At 58.7% G+C, this 17,627-nt stretch carries 13 protein-coding genes and 2 pseudogenes; 5 read left to right on the top strand and 10 right to left on the bottom strand.

What is annotated here, in order from left to right:
- Positions 1 to 897: 897 nt before the first annotated feature.
- On the top strand, positions 898 to 4,344 hold the full coding sequence (cas9, locus tag NHAM_RS20800) for a type II CRISPR RNA-guided endonuclease Cas9 (RefSeq protein WP_041359384.1): 3,447 nt from the start codon (positions 898 to 900) through the stop codon (positions 4,342 to 4,344).
- A 389-nt stretch (positions 4,345 to 4,733) separates the two neighbouring features.
- Here the strand turns inward: cas9 and NHAM_RS20795 are convergent.
- From NHAM_RS20795 to NHAM_RS20760, 8 genes and pseudogenes are all read right to left on the bottom strand, one after another.
- Positions 4,734 to 5,033 (bottom strand): annotated as a pseudogene (locus NHAM_RS20795) (transposase domain-containing protein); the annotation flags it as partial.
- 237 nt (positions 5,034 to 5,270) lie between these two features.
- The gene (locus tag NHAM_RS20790; protein WP_011505019.1) at positions 5,271 to 5,582 is read right to left on the bottom strand and encodes a helix-turn-helix domain-containing protein; all 312 of its coding nucleotides are present in this window, start codon (positions 5,580 to 5,582) and stop codon (positions 5,271 to 5,273) included.
- A gap of 1,807 nt (positions 5,583 to 7,389) precedes the next feature.
- Positions 7,390 to 8,304, bottom strand: a complete 915-nt coding sequence (gene cbbX, locus NHAM_RS20785; protein WP_011505020.1) for a CbbX protein — start codon at positions 8,302 to 8,304, stop codon at positions 7,390 to 7,392.
- A gap of 152 nt (positions 8,305 to 8,456) precedes the next feature.
- The gene (locus tag NHAM_RS20780; RefSeq protein WP_011505021.1) at positions 8,457 to 8,882 is read right to left on the bottom strand and encodes a ribulose bisphosphate carboxylase small subunit; all 426 of its coding nucleotides are present in this window, start codon (positions 8,880 to 8,882) and stop codon (positions 8,457 to 8,459) included.
- Between the two features lie 13 nt (positions 8,883 to 8,895).
- Complete coding sequence (locus NHAM_RS20775) at positions 8,896 to 10,362, bottom strand: form I ribulose bisphosphate carboxylase large subunit (RefSeq protein WP_011505022.1); 1,467 nt, start codon at positions 10,360 to 10,362, stop codon at positions 8,896 to 8,898.
- Positions 10,363 to 10,423: 61 nt separating this feature from the next.
- The gene (gene fba / locus NHAM_RS20770) at positions 10,424 to 11,509 is read right to left on the bottom strand and encodes a class II fructose-bisphosphate aldolase (protein WP_011505023.1); all 1,086 of its coding nucleotides are present in this window, start codon (positions 11,507 to 11,509) and stop codon (positions 10,424 to 10,426) included.
- Positions 11,510 to 11,630: 121 nt separating this feature from the next.
- Positions 11,631 to 12,503 (bottom strand): phosphoribulokinase, encoded by an 873-nt coding sequence (locus NHAM_RS20765; RefSeq protein WP_011505024.1) that lies wholly within the window; start codon positions 12,501 to 12,503, stop codon positions 11,631 to 11,633.
- Positions 12,504 to 12,523: 20 nt separating this feature from the next.
- Positions 12,524 to 13,561: a class 1 fructose-bisphosphatase gene (locus NHAM_RS20760; RefSeq protein WP_011505025.1), complete on the bottom strand. Its 1,038-nt coding sequence runs from the start codon at positions 13,559 to 13,561 to the stop codon at positions 12,524 to 12,526.
- A gap of 473 nt (positions 13,562 to 14,034) precedes the next feature.
- Here NHAM_RS20760 and NHAM_RS20755 point away from each other — a divergent pair, with 473 nt between their 5' ends.
- Positions 14,035 to 15,015, top strand: a complete 981-nt coding sequence (locus NHAM_RS20755) for a LysR family transcriptional regulator (protein ID WP_011505026.1) — start codon at positions 14,035 to 14,037, stop codon at positions 15,013 to 15,015.
- Here the strand turns inward: NHAM_RS20755 and NHAM_RS20750 are convergent.
- On the bottom strand, positions 14,956 to 15,282 hold the full coding sequence (locus tag NHAM_RS20750) for a P-II family nitrogen regulator (protein WP_011505027.1): 327 nt from the start codon (positions 15,280 to 15,282) through the stop codon (positions 14,956 to 14,958). The genes NHAM_RS20755 and NHAM_RS20750 overlap by 60 nt on opposite strands.
- A gap of 257 nt (positions 15,283 to 15,539) precedes the next feature.
- Between NHAM_RS20750 and NHAM_RS25485 the strand changes: the two are divergent.
- The 3 genes and pseudogenes from NHAM_RS25485 to NHAM_RS27120 form a co-directional block, all read left to right on the top strand.
- A pseudogene (locus NHAM_RS25485) lies at positions 15,540 to 15,629 on the top strand (helix-turn-helix domain-containing protein); the annotation flags it as partial.
- A gap of 322 nt (positions 15,630 to 15,951) precedes the next feature.
- The gene (locus NHAM_RS27125; RefSeq protein ID WP_157043808.1) at positions 15,952 to 16,119 is read left to right on the top strand and encodes a hypothetical protein; all 168 of its coding nucleotides are present in this window, start codon (positions 15,952 to 15,954) and stop codon (positions 16,117 to 16,119) included.
- On the top strand, positions 16,116 to 16,265 hold the full coding sequence (locus tag NHAM_RS27120; RefSeq protein ID WP_157043807.1) for a hypothetical protein: 150 nt from the start codon (positions 16,116 to 16,118) through the stop codon (positions 16,263 to 16,265). Before NHAM_RS27125 ends, NHAM_RS27120 begins: the two co-directional genes overlap by 4 nt.
- A 306-nt stretch (positions 16,266 to 16,571) precedes the next feature.
- On the opposite strand, the gene NHAM_RS20740 is transcribed toward NHAM_RS27120, so the two are convergent.
- Positions 16,572 to 17,529, bottom strand: a protein-coding gene (locus NHAM_RS20740; protein WP_245270104.1) for an IS5 family transposase whose coding sequence is annotated in 2 segments (ribosomal slippage) — positions 16,572 to 16,673 and positions 16,675 to 17,529 — 957 coding nt in all. Because the reading frame shifts where the segments join, the coding sequence is not laid out codon by codon here.
- Positions 17,530 to 17,627 lie beyond the last annotated feature (98 nt).

The following is a 17,627-nucleotide window of genomic DNA, read 5'->3' as shown; positions in this document are numbered from 1 at the left end:
AAAGCACGCCGAGTGCAGCGGCTAGAAGAACGGCGGCCTGCCGAGACAGCCGGAAAGACTCGCCCCGATCATGTTTCCGACATTGGTTGGCGGCTTGGCTGCGCCCGTTCTGGCGGGTGAACCCCGGCCTGCCGTACGATGCCGAGCGTCATTATGCGGATCTTCTCCTCCGCCGAATACTGACGACGGGTCTGGCGCCGAATGTCCTTTATCGTTGGTCTGCCGGCGCTTTGCCCCGGCCGGGGGCGCTGACGGCAAACACCCGGACCGCGATGCGAACGACCGCCTCGGCAAATTGTCGCAGCCGATGGAACACCTTGAGCAATCGCGAAACGTGACCATTCATCCTGATGCGCCATTCACGCCCGTGTCATGACCAAAGGCTTTGCACCGTTGGTGATTGACTTGCAGAGCGGCCCGGTCGAAGTGCTGTGATTGACCTGCGGCTTTCACCATGGCGACAGGAACGAAGCGCACCAGCGTGGGCTCCGCAGAACAGGCTTTCGACGGATTGCGTGACTGTCGCAAATGGAAGGGGCACCCTGCGGGGTGCCCCATTTTGTGCATAAGCTTGTTAACGGGAGGCCCTCAATCACCAGTCCGCTAAAACCAGTAAGTCTACCAATAACAGCTATCACACCTCGTAACTGTGCGCACCACTTTTAACTTTGTCAAGAGAAGTGGCTACCAGCAAAAAGCTGTAGCCACAGTCAGTTCTTAGAATCGCAGCCTGAATTCAAAACGAACTCAAAGCATATTCAGTGGTTGTTGTAGCGTGGCGCGCCACAACAGCCTCACGCACATTGTGTGTATTGAAGCGATTCGATTTGCACGCAAACATCAATGCACGTAGAAATTGATTTTCCACATTTTTCAAGAGGCGATAGCCATCTAGCTATGAACAAGAATGAGATACTCAGAGGCTCGTCTGTTCTGTATCGCCTTGGGCTAGATCTCGGCTCCAACTCTCTCGGCTGGTTTGTCACCCATCTTGAGAAACGCGGCGACCGCCATGAGCCCGTTGCGCTCGGTCCGGGCGGCGTCCGTATTTTCCCTGATGGGCGTGATCCCCAATCCGGCACATCCAATGCGGTCGATCGGCGGATGGCGCGGGGCGCGCGCAAGCGGCGCGACCGCTTCGTCGAACGCCGCAAGGAATTGATCGCCGCGCTGATCAAATACAATCTGCTTCCGGACGATGCACGCGAACGCAGGGCGCTTGAGGTCCTCGACCCCTATGCGCTGCGCAAAACCGCACTGACAGATACCCTGCCCGCGCATCATGTTGGGCGTGCGCTGTTTCATCTCAACCAGCGCCGCGGTTTCCAGTCGAACCGCAAGACCGACAGCAAGCAGAGCGAGGACGGCGCTATCAAGCAGGCGGCATCCCGCCTTGCGACCGACAAGGGCAACGAGACGCTCGGCGTATTCTTCGCCGATATGCATTTGCGCAAATCCTATGAAGACCGGCAGACCGCGATCCGCGCAGAACTTGTGCGGCTCGGCAAGGATCACCTCACCGGCAACGCCCGCAAGAAAATCTGGGCCAAAGTCCGCAAGCGTCTGTTCGGCGACGAGGTGCTTCCGCGAGCGGATGCGCCTCATGGCGTGCGCGCCCGCGCCACCATTACCGGCACCAAGGCGAGCTACGACTACTATCCGACGCGCGATATGCTGCGGGACGAGTTCAACGCGATCTGGGCAGGGCAGAGCGCGCACCATGCCACGATCACGGACGAGGCGAGGACGGAGATCGAGCATATCATCTTCTACCAGCGCCCGCTGAAGCCTGCGATTGTCGGCAAATGCACGCTCGACCCCGCAACGCGCCCCTTCAAGGAAGATCCCGAAGGCTATCGCGCACCGTGGTCCCATCCTTTGGCGCAGCGATTTCGTATTCTCTCGGAGGCGCGTAACCTCGAAATCCGCGACACCGGCAAGGGCTCGCGCAGGCTGACCAAGGAACAGAGCGATCTCGTCGTGGCGGCGCTGCTCGCCAACAGGGAAGTGAAATTCGACAAGCTGCGCACGCTGCTCAAACTTCCGGCGGAAGCCAGGTTTAATCTTGAATCCGACCGGCGCGCGGCGCTCGACGGCGACCAGACCGCCGCGCGGCTGTCGGACAAGAAGGGCTTCAACAAGGCGTGGCGCGGGTTTCCTCCTGAGCGGCAGATCGCGATCGTCGCCAGACTGGAAGAGACCGAAGACGAAAACGAACTGATCGCATGGCTCGAAAAGGAATGTGCGCTTGACGGCGCAGCGGCCGCGCGCGTTGCCAATACGACGCTGCCGGACGGCCACTGTCGGCTCGGCCTGCGCGCGATCAAAAAGATCGTGCCTATCATGCAGGACGGGCTCGATGAGGATGGCGTGGCGGGCGCCGGCTATCACATCGCGGCCAAGCGTGCAGGCTACGACCACGCCAAGCTACCAACCGGCGAGCAACTCGGCCGTTTGCCGTATTATGGCCAGTGGCTACAGGATGCCGTGGTCGGCAGCGGCGATGCGCGGGACCAGAAGGAAAAGCAGTACGGCCAGTTTCCAAACCCGACCGTGCATATCGGACTCGGGCAATTGCGCCGCGTCGTCAACGACCTGATCGACAAGTATGGGCCGCCAACCGAGATTTCCATCGAGTTCACCCGCGCGCTGAAGCTGTCAGAACAGCAGAAGGCCGAGCGACAGCGCGAACAGCGACGGAATCAGGACAAGAATAAAGCGCGCGCCGAGGAGCTTGCCAAATTCGGCCGTCCGGCAAATCCGCGCAACCTGCTCAAGATGCGGCTATGGGAAGAACTCGCGCACGATCCGCTGGATCGCAAATGCGTCTATACCGGCGAGCAGATCAGCATTGAGCGGCTGCTCTCCGACGAAGTCGACATCGACCATATCCTGCCGGTCGCGATGACGCTGGATGACAGCCCGGCCAACAAGATCATCTGTATGCGCTACGCTAACCGCCACAAGCGCAAGCAGACACCGTCCGAGGCGTTCGGATCGAGCCCGACGCTTCAGGGCCATCGCTACAATTGGGACGATATCGCAGCCCGCGCCACCGGCCTGCCACGCAACAAGCGCTGGCGTTTCGATGCCAATGCCCGCGAGGAATTCGACAAGCGCGGCGGGTTCCTGGCCCGTCAGTTGAACGAGACCGGCTGGCTGGCGCGACTGGCCAAACAATATCTCGGCGCCGTCACCGATCCCAATCAGATCTGGGTGGTGCCGGGCCGTCTCACCAGCATGCTGCGCGGCAAATGGGGGCTCAACGGTCTCCTGCCATCGGATAATTACGCCGGCGTGCAGGACAAAGCGGAGGAATTTCTCGCCTCCACCGACGACATGGAGTTCTCCGGCGTCAAGAACCGCGCCGATCATCGGCATCACGCCATCGATGGCCTGGTCACTGCGCTGACGGATCGCTCGCTGCTGTGGAAGATGGCCAACGCCTACGACGAAGAGCACGAGAAATTCGTCATCGAGCCGCCATGGCCGACAATGCGCGACGATCTCAAAGCCGCGCTCGAGAAGATGGTGGTCTCGCACAAGCCGGATCACGGCATTGAAGGCAAGTTGCACGAGGACAGCGCCTACGGCTTCGTCAAGCCGCTGGATGCCACCGGCCTGAAAGAGGAAGAAGCCGGCAACCTGGTCTATCGCAAGGCGATCGAAAGCCTGAACGAGAACGAGGTTGATCGCATCCGTGACATTCAGCTGCGCACCATCGTTCGTGACCATGTGAATGTCGAAAAGACAAAGGGCGTTGCCCTTGCGGACGCTCTGCGGCAGTTGCAAGCACCCTCCGATGACTATCCGCAGTTCAAGCATGGCTTGCGCCATGTCCGTATTCTCAAGAAAGAGAAAGGCGACTATCTCGTCCCAATCGCGAACCGCGCGAGTGGCGTGGCCTACAAGGCCTACAGCGCCGGCGAGAATTTCTGCGTCGAGGTATTCGAGACGGCGGGCGGCAAATGGGACGGCGAGGCCGTGCGCCGTTTCGATGCCAACAAGAAAAACGCTGGCCCAAAGATAGCGCACGCGCCGCAATGGCGTGACGCCAACGAGGGCGCGAAGCTGGTGATGCGCATTCACAAAGGCGACCTGATCCGGCTCGACCATGAGGGCCGGGCCCGGATCATGGTCGTGCATCGGCTGGACGCCGCTGCCGGACGGTTCAAGCTCGCCGACCACAACGAGACTGGCAATCTCGACAAGCGCCACGCCACCAACAACGACATCGATCCGTTTCGCTGGCTGATGGCGTCATACAATACGTTGAAGAAATTGGCGGCTGTTCCCGTCCGCGTCGATGAACTCGGCCGGGTCTGGCGCGTCATGCCGAATTAATCTCTGCGGTTATCTGTCAGGATTACGCATGACGACACTCGACGCGCCACACGGCAGCGGTCGGCCGATGGTTCGGGACGCACAGGAGGCCCATCGCGCGTTGCGAGCTTGACGAGCAGGTTGTTCGAAATAGGTCAGGCCGTGCGCGTTCGCCACCGCCGCCGCAACATTGTTAGCGACAATTATAATTATATAGTGGTTTCAAATACATAAGAGTTCGTAGTTTTATTCCGGGTAGCGCGCCATTCAGAATAAAACTGTGAACTCATATACTATTGAAGTTGCTATACAATTTTATGAAGATAGGCTAGGGTGGACCAGACTACCTCGACGTCTCGTCCAAAAATGTCCCTAGGGAGTGGACGAAAAGTGCTGAACTCGTCCGGTCTGACCCGCGGCAAATGCGACGGTAGCGGTCCTCTGTTCTTGCGGCGCCTGGCGGCCCGGTTGGATCGCTCGGCCGCATTGGTTGCATCAATCGCTGCGTCGCGGCTCGCCTTGACCTGTTCGACATCCTCCAGGCTGAGCAGCAACTGGTTCTCGGGCAGCGCCCCGGCCCGCCGGCCGAAGCGATGACGCTGCAGCTCCTTGATGATCTGCTCCAGCCGCGCGGCGCGCGCCCGTTCTGCCAGCAGCATCGCCTTAAGCGTGCCGGGATCGTCGGGAAGCGTGTCGGCCGTCGTCGTCACGCTGCGATTACATCACGCGAGATGACGTCTCTCGCGAGCGCCACGTGCACGCCGATTCACTGTGCCGCAGCTCCCGCTGTGTCACCCTTTGTATCGAGCGAGATAAGGGAGAATCCGCCTCCCATGTCGTCAGAACAGTTCGCCTTGTCGGTCGGCTTCAATAGCCAATGCGAATTCTCGACAGGGCGTTTTCGTCATCTCCGATGGGGCGGTCCATTTTTTCGGCAGCCAGAGTGTTCATCGAGCTCGTTCCAAGGGCCGCAACGAGGAAGACTTAGGTCGCTTTATCGTTGGCTTCGTGACTTGTTCTTTGAGCCGGACGCCCCGACCGCCAGCCAGGCTTTGACCATCCGGACTAATCAACTCGATGCCCGCGTTGTCCAAAGCTGAAACCAGTTTCATCAGGGAATCGACATTGCCACGGATGACGCCGTCACTAGCTTCCATGCGTTGAATGGTCGGGACTGAAAGATCCGCCAGTTGAGCCATTTGTCGTTGATCTATATTCAGGAGTGCACGGGCGGCCCTGAGTTGATTAGCGGAAATCATGAATTGGCCAGCTCCAATGCGACTCACAACGGAATTTCTGCGCTATATATAAAATATCTAAAACATATTATAAAGTATCAATTTAAATGCGTGAGATATCGTAGACGATATATCTCCAACACTTTGTGAATGTCAATCGTGTCCTTTGCCAGCGCACAAATGGTGCGCCATGATGCCTAAGGATTCCACCCAACGAGCTTCTGGTAACGGGGCCCCTCAAGAGCCGGCAAGTTCGAGGTGACGCCCGCAATGGCTGTTACCAAGTGGTGTGCAGCAGATAGCTGATGGTGACTCCACCCACGAGGCCGATGATGGAATCAGCGGGGTCGCTGGAACTAGGGTCAGAACCTCTGTGATTGCCGTCCGCGATGCAAAAGCGTCGATGACAGAGGAGCCGAAGTTCCGCAAGGATTTGTCGCGCTAGGCATGCGACAAACAGAGAAGTCCTGAGCCTAGGCGTGATTTGTATTGCGAGGTTTAGCGAGTTCTGACTCGAGGCATGACCATGATTCGACATCGATCATGGACGAGGGACGCGTCGATCGAAACGGTGCTGAAGTTGTGAGGCGTCGTCGCAGCGGGACATCAAGCGATGGATGTGTGCCCGTTGTTTTTCGCTGGAGCATGCGGCGGTGAGCGCGGGCGCATTCATTGGCGGATTGCTGAGCGAGGAACCGCACAACATATGCAGCTTGCCTTGCTGGTGACAATAGAGGCCTTCACTCCCAACGCGTAAGACGCAGAGGCCTTGCCCTTGCAAATGCACTCCACCTCTGGAGCATGGAAGAAGCGCATTCGATCACATGCTCGCATGTCAAAAATCTTCTTGCATCGCGGACAGCAACCACAGAAAGGATAATGCATGTCGCTGGCGATGCAACTCTCACCTTCAGCAGTTTAATTCTAGCACGGTCTATAAAGGCCAAGTGGGAAATGTTTTGAAGAACGAAGAGGCGTGCCAGCCGCATGAGATGGAGCGATGACGGAGCAGCTGTGGATTGAATTACCTCACTGAGAATTCGGAAGCTTTCACGTAGCCAAGATCCCCTGTCCTTGGTTAGTTTCTGGGACCTTTTTAGATCGTAGATGTTTTCTATGTCGTGCGTGAGAGGAGTATGCCGTGTTACTGTGTCCGTGGCCCTTGTACGCAGATCCGGTTGTCTTGAGCGGGGCACTCGACATCGTGATGCGCTACCTGATGTTCACAGGGCGAGCGGCTCGGCGCGCAGAACTGCGGCATGACGCAGCACAAGCTATGCTTGTCGCCTGGCGCTCGGGATTAGGCACAAGTTACAATTGGCCAATTGCGGCATTGCCGCGGTAGAGAAAGTTGCTTTAGGAGAGGAGTTGCTTTCGTCTTCTTCTTGTGCCGTTTAAACTGACTGCGCATTCCGGTGGATCGAGGATGGTAGTTAGCGCTATGCCTCGCCGGCAGCTGGCCAGTAACAACGTCGAGCCGGTGTTGTAGCGATCTCTTTCAACAATTCCCACCAGATCGCGCCGCTGATCGACCGAGAACGAGAACCAGTCCGAGCTCCAGCCATCTATCCGAGAGGTAAATCGAAAGTCGATCGCTCCACTTGAGTAGCCTGCTTCACGGCCGTATGCAGGTCTTCGATAGTGGATACTCCAAATGCACAACGGTAGGCGGTCGTCAGACCACGCTTTATGATGATGAGGGGGATCGAAGACTGCGTCTTCCCGCTCGCAGCTACCCTCAAGCCGCCGGCACGGGGTAATCGTTGGTCTTTGTAACGGAGCAATGACTGCGAGGAGACGCGACCGTAATGACTTGACCCCGAAAAGGCTACCGCTTCCTCTTGTCCATCAGTTGCTCGACGACGGCAGGCTGCGACGTCTCAAACACGCGACTGGCAAGAACGTCGGACGCTGTGATCGACTTGACATCCTCGACAGAGAGAACGGCGTTCTGGTCCGCGACCAGGCGATTGGCCTGACGCAGGCGGATACGGTCCAACGCGTTGCGGATCGAACGCGCGTTGGAGAACAAGGGCTGGGCCTTGCGCAAGGCGATGTAGCGTACAAACGCCTCGCGGGCTTCGGGGTTGAATTTATAGTTCATCTTGCTCAGCATGACTTCCGCGATCGCGAGCAGTTCGTCGTTGCTGTAGTCGGGGAAGTCGATGTGATGCGCGATGCGCGAGCGGAAGCCGGGATTGCTGGAGAAGAATTTTTCCATACGGTCGGCGTAGCCCGCGAGAATCACCACCAGGTCCTCGCGCTGCGACTCCATGACCTGAAGCAGGATCTCGATGGCTTCCTGGCCGTAGTCGCGCTCGTTGTCGGGCCGGTGGAGGTAATAGGCCTCGTCGATGAACAGCACGCCGCCCATCGCCTTTTTCAATATCTCTTTGGTCTTCGGCGCGGTGTGACCGATATACTGTCCGACCAATTCGTCGCGCGTGACCGACACGACATGACCACGGCGCACATAACCGAGGCGATGGAGAATATCGGCCATCCGTAAGGCAACGGTGGTCTTGCCGGTCCCGGGATTCCCGGTGAACGACATATGCAACGTCGGAGTCTCCGACGTCAGTTCCATTTTCTTGCGTATCCGTTCGACAAGCAACAGAGAGGAAATTTCCTGGAGACGCGTCTTGACGGGTTTGAGACCGATAAGCTCTCGATCGAGTTGCGCGAGAATCTCTCCGATTCCGACGGCTTCGAGTTCCTCGCGAATGTTGACTTTTTCTTGCATCGACGGTGGTCCTGATAGCCTCGGTCGGTGGCTTCTTTTGAAACCGCTCGGGGGAGAAAAGCTCCGTCGCCATGCGAGACGACGGAGCAGTACATCCGGAACTGGACGATCGGGAGGATGGATCGCCCTAGTTTGAACCGGATGGAATCATGTCACGAGGAGTAACGCTGACCCTCGGGACGTGCGGTCACCGCATACGACGTCGTGGTGTACCGGATGTTGCGGTTGTCGGACTCCTGGCGCTCGAGCCGGAAGCCCGGCTCATCCTTGGGCCTGTTGACGATGAACGAAATCTTCACCGACTCCCAGCCATGGCTGGAATCGAATGCAGACATCCGGATGTAGCGGTCGCCATAGACCTTCCGGCACTCGTTCAGTTCCATCAGCACGCCTGCCGCGTCCTTCAGGTCGAACATCGGCAGATTCCACATGTCCCAATACGTGTTGCGGGGATGCGGATCGTCGGTGAACTCGATGTTCACCGCCCAGCCCTGGGTGAGGCAGTACTGGATCTGCTTGGAAATCTGCTCGTCGGTCAGATCGGGCAGGAACGAAAAACAACCTTGAGTAATACGCATATAATGTCCTCCTTTACGCTACGGCCGGGGTCGTTACATAATCGGGCGCGTCGGTGGATTGGTAGTTGAAGGTGACGTCCTTCCACACTTCGAGCGCCTGCTTCAACGGCGTGCAGCTTGCGGCTGCCTTGGCCAGGATATCCGGACCTTCGCTGACGTAATCGCGGCCCTCGTTGCGGGCGAGGATCATCGCCTCCAGCGCCACGCGATTGGCGGTCGCGCCGGCCTGGATGCCCATCGGGTGACCGATGGTGCCGCCGCCGAACTGCAACACCACGTCTTCACCGAGATGCTGGATGAGCTGGTGCATCTGGCCGGCATGAATGCCGCCGGAAGCAACCGGCATCATCTTGTTGAGGCTGGCCCAGTTCTGGTCGAAGAAGATGCCATGCTCGAGTTGCATCGGATTGTGCTCTTCGCGGCAGATATCGTAGTAGCCGCGCGTGGTCAGCGGATCGCCTTCCAGCTTGCCGACCACGGTTCCGGCGTGGATGTGATCGACACCGGCGAGCCGCATCCATTTGGAGATGACGCGGAACGACACGCCGTGATTGCGCTGCCGCGTGTAGGTCGAATGACCGGCGCGATGCAGATGCAGGATCATGTCGTTTTTGCGCGCCCAGTTCGACATCGACTGGATCGCGGTGTAGCCGATCACCAGATCGATCATGACGACCACCGACCCTAGCTCCTTGGCGAACTCGGCACGCTCGTACATGTCCTCCATCGTCGCCGCGGTGACGTTGAGGTAGCTGCCCTTGATCTCGCCGGTCGCTGCCTGGGCGCGGTTGACCGCTTCCATGCAGTAGAGGAAACGTTCACGCCAGTGCATGAACGGCTGCGAGTTGATGTTCTCGTCGTCCTTGGTGAAGTCGAGACCGCCCTTCAGCGCCTCATAGACCACGCGGCCGTAATTACGGCCGGACAGGCCGAGCTTCGGCTTGACGGTGGCGCCGAGCAGCGGCCGGCCGAACTTGTCGAGACGCTCGCGCTCGACGACGATGCCGGTGGGCGGCCCTTTGAACGTCTTGACGTAGGCAACCGGCAACCGCATGTCCTCGAGGCGCAAGGCCTTGAGTGGCTTGAAGCCGAACACGTTACCGATGACCGACGCGGTGAGGTTGGAGATCGAACCGGGTTCGAACAGGTCGAGATCGTAGGCGATATAGGCGAAGTACTGGCCTTCCGCCCCCGGTACCGGATCGACGCGGTAGCACTTGGCGCGATATTTCTCCGCCGCCGTGAGACGGTCCGTCCACACCACGGTCCAGGTCGCGGTCGAGGATTCGCCGGCCACCGCCGCAGCCGCTTCGATCGGGTCGACGCCGTCCTGCGGCGTAACCCGAAACAGACAAATGATGTCCGTGTCCTTCGGCGTATAGTCGGGCTCCCAATAGCCCATCTTCTTGTAGGACATGACACCGGATTTATAACGGTCCTTGCCGCGAACCGTCAGCGACTTCTCGTTAAGGACGTTCATGTTGTTCTCCTTCTCTTTTCTGTCTCTCTTTGTGTGATCCGCGACAGATTCGGATCGTATTTCACTCCGCGGCGACGGCTGTTTCGCCGATACGCGGATCAAGTTTGCCGGCGCGATAGAGCTTGGCCATTTCAGACAATGGGATCACCCTGATCTTCGCGGCATTTCCGGCAGTGCCGAACTGTTCGAAGCGCTCGCGGCAGAGGTCGCGCATCGCATCCATCGCCGGTTTTAGGAACTTGCGTGGATCGAATTCGCTTCTGTTGCTGGTCGCGATCTTCCGAAATACAGCCGTCATCGCCAGGCGGCAGTCGGTATCGATATTGACCTTGCGGACGCCATGCTTGATGCCGCGAACGATCTCCTCGACCGGCACGCCCCAAGTCTGCGGCATCTCGCCGCCGAACTTATTGAATTCATCCTGCAGATGTTGCGGCACCGAGGATGAGCCGTGCATCACCAGATGCGTATTCGGAAGGCGGCGGTGAATCTCCTCGACCACTTTCATGGCGAGAATGTCGCCGTCCGGCTTGCGCGAGAACTTGTAGGCGCCGTGCGAGGTGCCCATCGCGATCGCCAGGGCGTCGACCTTGGTCGCGCGAACAAAATCGACGGCCTGATCCGGATCGGTCAGCAATTGATCGTGGCTGACCGGGCCTTCGATACCATGCCCGTCCTCCTGCTCGCCGCCGCCGTGTTCGAGCGAGCCGAGCACACCCAGTTCGCCTTCCACCGAAGCGCCGACCCAGTGCGCCATGTCGACGACGCGGCGGGTGATATCGACGTTGTACTCGTAGTCGGCGGCGGACTTGGCGTCGGCCTTGAGCGAGCCGTCCATCATCACCGAGGTGAAGCCGTACTTGATCGCGGTGGCGCAAGTCGCTTCTTCGTTGCCGTGATCCTGATGCATGCACAGCGGAATCTGCGGATACATCTGCTCCAGCGCGTCGATCATTTTCGCCAGCATGATGTCGTTGGCGTAGGAGCGCGCGCCGCGCGAGGCCTGGAGGATGACCGGCGCGTCGACGGCGGCCGCGGCCTCCATGATGGCAAGCCCCTGCTCCATATTGTTGATATTGAACGCCGGTACGCCGTAGCCGTGCTCCGCGGCATGATCCAGCAACTGTCTCAGTGTTATGCGCGCCATGTCGGTTCCCTCCCCATTTGGCTGCCCTGATAAGACGTCGCGCTTCGCGCGATCATATTTTTGGTCACGCCCCGTTTCGACGCGGCCGAGGCTGCCGCTTGCGGAAATGCGATCAGTTCACTCATGCCCGCCTCTTCCGGTCGATAAGCTGAAGGATCAGCGGCGTCAGGATCAACTGCATCGCGAGATCCATCTTGGACCCGTGAATGACAATCGAGTTCGCGCGCGACATGAAGCTGTTCGGAATCATCGACAGCAGGTACGGGAAGTCGATGCCGCGCGGGTTCTTGAGACGGATCACGACCATCGATTCGTCGGGCGTGGGTATCCACCGGGCGATGAACGGATTTGAAGTATCCACCGTCGGCACGCGCTGGAAGTTGATGTCCGTCTCGGCGAACTGAGGACAGATATAGTTGACGTAATCCGGCATCCTCCGAAGGATGGTGTCGGTGACCGCCTCCGTGGAATAGCCCCGCGCACTGCGATCCCGATGCAGCTTCTGGATCCATTCGAGGTTGATCACGGGAACGACGCCGATCTTGAGATCCGCGTATTGGGCAACATTCACCTTGTCGGTCACGACCGCCCCGTGCAGACCTTCGTAAAATAACAGGTCCGAGTTCTCCGGCAGCGCCTGCCAGTCGGTGAACGTCCCGGGAGGGACACCGTGCTTCGCGGATTCCACATCGTCGTGGACATAGTAACGCGTATTGCCGGTTCCGCTTTCGCTATAGCTCCGGAACACAGCCTCCAGTTCGTCGAACAAATTGGTCTCGGGACTGAAGTGACTGAAATGCTTGTTGCCCCGATCCGACTCCTCGGCCATGCGCGTGCGCATGTCGGCACGGTTGTAACGGTGGAACGCGTCTCCTTCGATGTACGCAGCCACGACATTCTCGCGGCGGAAAATCTGCTCGAAAGTCCGCTTGACGGATGTCGTGCCGGCGCCCGACGAACCCGTGATTGATATGATAGGATACTTTCTGGACACGATTGCGACAGCCCCTCAATTCAAACGCGAAACAGGCCGCGATGCCCGAACAACGGTGCATTCGCTTCCAAAGCGACGTTAGGTCCCGTGTGCATATCTTCGAGCCGCCGGACGTTCTTGATCGAACCCATGATCAGCGGAACTCGCTGATGGAGGCTGCCGGGCACGATATCGAGAATTCGTTTTCGTCCGGTGGAGGCGCCACCGCCCGCTTGCTCGATGATGAACGCCATCGGGTGCGCCTCATAGACCAGGCGCAGGCGGCCATCTTCGTAGCCATCCCGGGCGTCTCCGGGATACAGGAATATGCCGCCGCGAACGAGAATGCGGAAAGCCTCCGCGACCAGCGAGCCGATCCAACGCATGTTGAAATTCTTGCCGCTCGGCCCATCGGCTCCCATGAGGCATTCATCGATATAGGCGCGAACCGGTAAATCCCAGTGCCGCCTGTTCGAGGTGTTGATAGCGAACTCGGTTGCATCCGCCGGGATCTGCATCATCGATCCCGTGAGCTTGAACACCCTCTCGACGCGATCGAGCGTAAAGATATCGACACCCTGCCCGAGGGTGAGGATGAGAGAGGTTTGCGGGCCGTAGACAACGAAACCAGCCGCAAGCTGCGCGCTGCCGGGTTGGGTAAAGGCGGCGCTGGCATCGGGTGGAGTGGGCATGATTGAGAAAATCGTACCCACCGATATGTTCGTGTTGATGTTCGACGAGCCGTCCAGCGGATCGAACGCAACGCTGATCGGCGCGCCCGGATTCAGAATGTCCAGCTCCGCCATTTCCTCCGAGGCAAGCACGGCGATCGGCAGGGCACTGAGAGCGTCGCGGATGATTTGATCGGCGCGAACATCGAGATCCTTCTGAATATCCCCGTCGGTGTTGCGTCCTTGTGCCTCTCCGGTGATCCCGGCCAACGCGCCGCGGCACGTCAGATCGGAAATATCGATCGCAGCCTGCGCAAGTGCAGCTACGGCTTCCTTTACAGCTCGGTGAAGCGGATCTGGACCCGCTTGTACTTCCAACCGTTGTTGTAACGTCAGCTCGTGGCTCATTCAGTCTCCCCCTCGGCCGCACATGCCAAACAGTACAATTTCAATATCCTTCATCATCCTTCATCGAACCAATATTTCTTGATCTCAAAGCTTCGCGATGTCGGCGCGGTCAGCACCGCAACTATTTCGTCCCATCTGCGATCAGCTCCTTCTTGAAGCTCTATCCGGGAATGACGTTAGTCTGACGATCGTCAATCGCCAGGAGATGCGTCAGACCTTCCGTGGCTATGCGCTTCGCGATCATGGGGCACCCGCTTCCCGACACCGAACTGGACACCCATCTGATCGGCGACCTATGGGGCTTCCGGACTAGCGGCGGTCGATCTTGGAGCTGTCTTCCTCAAAAAGCCGATGAGAAGCGTAAAAGATCGTATCGTTTCCAGTTATTAACGAGTGCTGAGCATAAAAGATGATATAATAAACACCAATTGTTATTTTTTATTGAGTGCATTAGAATCGCTTATGTATTCGCCATGCATCTGACCCTCAGACAGCTCCAGATCTTCGACGCGGTGGTGCGTCAGCAGAGCTTTACGCGCGCAGCCGACGCGCTGCACCTGACCCAGCCGGCGGTCTCGATGCAGATGCGGCACCTAGAAGAGCAGATCGGCGTGCCGCTGTTCGACCACGTCGGAAAGCAGATCCAGCCGACCGACGCCGGTCGCGAGTTGCATCGCCACGCCACGCTCATCAGCGCCAAGATGCGCGACCTCAAGTCTGCGATGGAGGAGTTCCGTGGCATCCATCGCGGGGAACTCGACCTCACTGTGGCCAGCACGGCCAACTACTTCATGCCCAAGCTGATTGCAGCGTTCTGCGCCTGCCACGCCAAGGTGCAGGTGCGGCTGCAGGTGTCCAACCAGACACACATCCTCGAGATGCTCTCGGCGTCGAACCAGGATCTGGCCATCATGGGGCAACCGCGAGAGGATGCCGAGCTCGTCGCGCGCGGGTTCCTCGACAACCCGCTGGTGGTCATCGCCTCGCCCGCGCATCCCCTGGCCAAAAGCCGGCAGATTCCACTGGAGCAACTGGGTCGCCAGCGCTTCATTACCCGCGAGCCTGGCTCGGGCACGCGCAATGCGGCAGAGCGGCATTTTTCGCGTCACGGCGTAGAATTTCATTCGGTGATGGAGATGAGCAGCAACGAGGCCATCAAGCAGGCAGTCGATGCCGGGCTGGGGTTGGGCATTCTGTCGCTGCACACCCTAGAGCTGGAGCTGGCGATGCGCCGCCTGGTCATCCTCGACGTGGAGAGCTTTCCGCTCGTGCGGCAATGGTTCGTCGTGCACCGCAAAGGTAAGCGGCTATCGGCGGTGGCGCAGTCCTTCCTGGCGTTCCTTACCCAGCAGGCGCGCCCGCTGACCTCGCCCAAGCATCCGCAGCCCACCCCGCTACGCCATGAACTTGGCCAGGCGGCCGACCTGGATGTCGCTGACGAAAATCACCCCTGAGTGGGCATCGAAAAACGGCTGAAAGCCGTCGAGCAGCGGATCGACCAGGCTTTGCGGCACGGCGGCGATGATCATGATGAGGACGTCATCCTCGTTGAACATCAGGTGCCCTCCGTACAGGCCGTGGCTGCCCTTGCCCGACAGGTTGCCAACGATGGTGTAGCCCTTGACTCCGGCGCGGTCGAGCAAGTCGGTGGCGAATTCCTTGTGCTCGCCGGCGAGAATGATTTCCAACTTTTTCAGCGGATGCAGCTTGATGGCGTTCATGCGACGATATTCTCCTGAGCCTGGGCAACGAGCGGCGCGCGCTTCTCCCCTTGCCCGTTGTTGTAGACAAAGGGCTTGTAGCCCTGAGTGGGCTCGATGACTGACCGGTCCCCACGAAGTGGCCCAATTGGAATGTTAGATTAGGGATTGCATTTTGATCATTCCTTAAATCTTTTACAACTATATTGCTATTTAAAATATCATAAGACACATCTTGAGATTGATTTAAGAAAGCCAGCCTTGTCACCCCCGCGCAAATGCGTGCTGCCCGCGCCTTGCTCGGCATCGACCAGAAACAACTGGCCAAGCCGACGATCCAGCGGATGCAGGCCAGCGAGGGGAAGCTGTTGCGCGACTCCGGCGGTGGATATGATTATTACGGTTATGTCGAGGACGACATCGTGGTGGTCGATCCGATGTTCCTGCATAAGCGCCGCCTCTTCGACCGGACATTCGGTCCATATGCTCTGCTGCAGCCCAACCGCTACAGGCTTCCGCCACTCCGCCGGTCCACAAGCGCTATGTCGACTATCGGCTTGATCCACGCGTCACCTCACGCTTTCAGAATCTCGCAGATATCCCGCAGATCGAACTGTCCTTCTCGATACCGCCATCCGCTTTGAGCAGCGTTCGATTCTCGTCGATAACCCGCACTTCCTCGACGGTGACGTGTCCTATCTGAGCTCGCTCGATTCCGCCGTGACCTTGTCGGTGATGAAAACCTTCCGCGTCTACAAGTCTGTGCTCGACCAGGCTTGGTTTCTCGAGGTGTTGCATGCCTCGCCGCGCTGTATCGGTTCGCCGCCGACATTCCTCATCTCTCGGCGCACCAGTTGACCGATTTCGTGTCAGGCAAACCCATCATCGCAATGTTGGTGCCGATGCCGATCGACTTCGACATCAACGCATTCAGAAAGGAGTGGTGTGAACGCGAACACGTTTTGCGCAAAGCACTAGCCGTAAACGTCGTTGCGGCGACGTAACGGCTGGTCGGGTTCGCAGGTGGCTGCGACCACGTACCCGTTCTTCAGCAGTTGGCGAAAGCTGTTTGAACGCCGCGCGTGGATCGCGGCGGAGGAGAGCCTCCCGCGTCTGTCCGCCAGCAGTTGTCAATCGGCGCCGAAGTTTGACCCCGTATTGGAGTGGGCCCCTGGTGCCGGACAGGTAAGCAGAGTTAGGGAACCTCTGAGCAACGTCACTTTTTCTGAAGCAGTCGCAACAGGTTTGCGCTGGCGGTGAAGGGTTCTTTGTTTGCACCTGCCGCGGGCGGCAATCGTCCGGCGACTTTGTCAAGCGGACGCAAGTGTCCTGCGGGCAAGGAATAGGTTTGCGAGAGCGAGCAACGCGAAGACCTGTGCGCCGTTTTTGGCGATGCCGCGATAGCGAACCTTTGCGATAGCCGAACTGGCATTTCATCACCCGGAACACGTGCTCGACCTTGGCGCGGATTTTTCCGAAGCGGCGATTGCGGCGGCGTTGCGATATCGACAGGGGGCGCCCGGGCTTCGCTTTCGCCTTCACGGCCCACAGAACGCCCGCTGCTTCCGCCTGTCGTTGTTTGCGGTCGTTGGCATATCCCTTGTCGCCATACACCGCACGATCATCCTCGCGGATCAGATTGTCCATGACCTTGGCGTCATGCACACTGCCTGTGGTCACGCCTGCGGTGTGCACGAGCCCGCTTGTCGCATCGACACCGATGTGGGCCTTCATGCCAAAGTACCACTGGTTGCCCTTCTTCGATGAGCGCATCTCGGGGTCGCGCTTCTGTGCCTTGTTCTTCGTCGATGGCGATGCCGCGATCAGCGTCGCGTCGATGATGGTGCCGCCACGCAGCAGAGCACCGCGAGTCTCCAGAAACTCTGCAATCGCGACGAATATCGCCTTCGTCAACTCGTGACGCTCCAGCAGATGCCGGAAGTTCAAGATGGTCGTCTCATCGGGAATTGTGTCGCGTCCGAGCTCCAGACCCGCGAACGTGCGCATCGAGCAAATGTCGTAAAGGACTTCTTCCGCGCCGGGATCAGAGAGGTTATACCACTGCTGCAAGCAATAAATCCGTAGCATCACGGCCAATGGAAATGGTCGCCGACCGCCACTCGGACCAGCCTTGGGATAATGCGGCTCGATCAAAGCTTCGAGCGCGACCCAAGGCACCACGGCTGCCATCTCAGCCAAAAACGCATCTCGCTTCGTGCGCTTCTTCTTGGCCGCATAATCGAGCGACGCGAAACTCAGCTGGGCCATCCGAGCGCCTCCCCGAATCAATGATCGAAGAGTGCCATAGTCGCCAAGTTGTTCAGAGCTTCCTTAGATTGACCAAGTGGTCGGGCTTTTGGAGAAAA

The sequence above is a fragment of the Nitrobacter hamburgensis X14 genome (genome assembly GCF_000013885.1).
Lineage (GTDB): Bacteria > Pseudomonadota > Alphaproteobacteria > Rhizobiales > Xanthobacteraceae > Nitrobacter > Nitrobacter hamburgensis.
The sequence above is the reverse complement of the archived record's forward strand: the minus strand, read 5'-3'. Positions and strand labels throughout refer to the sequence as shown.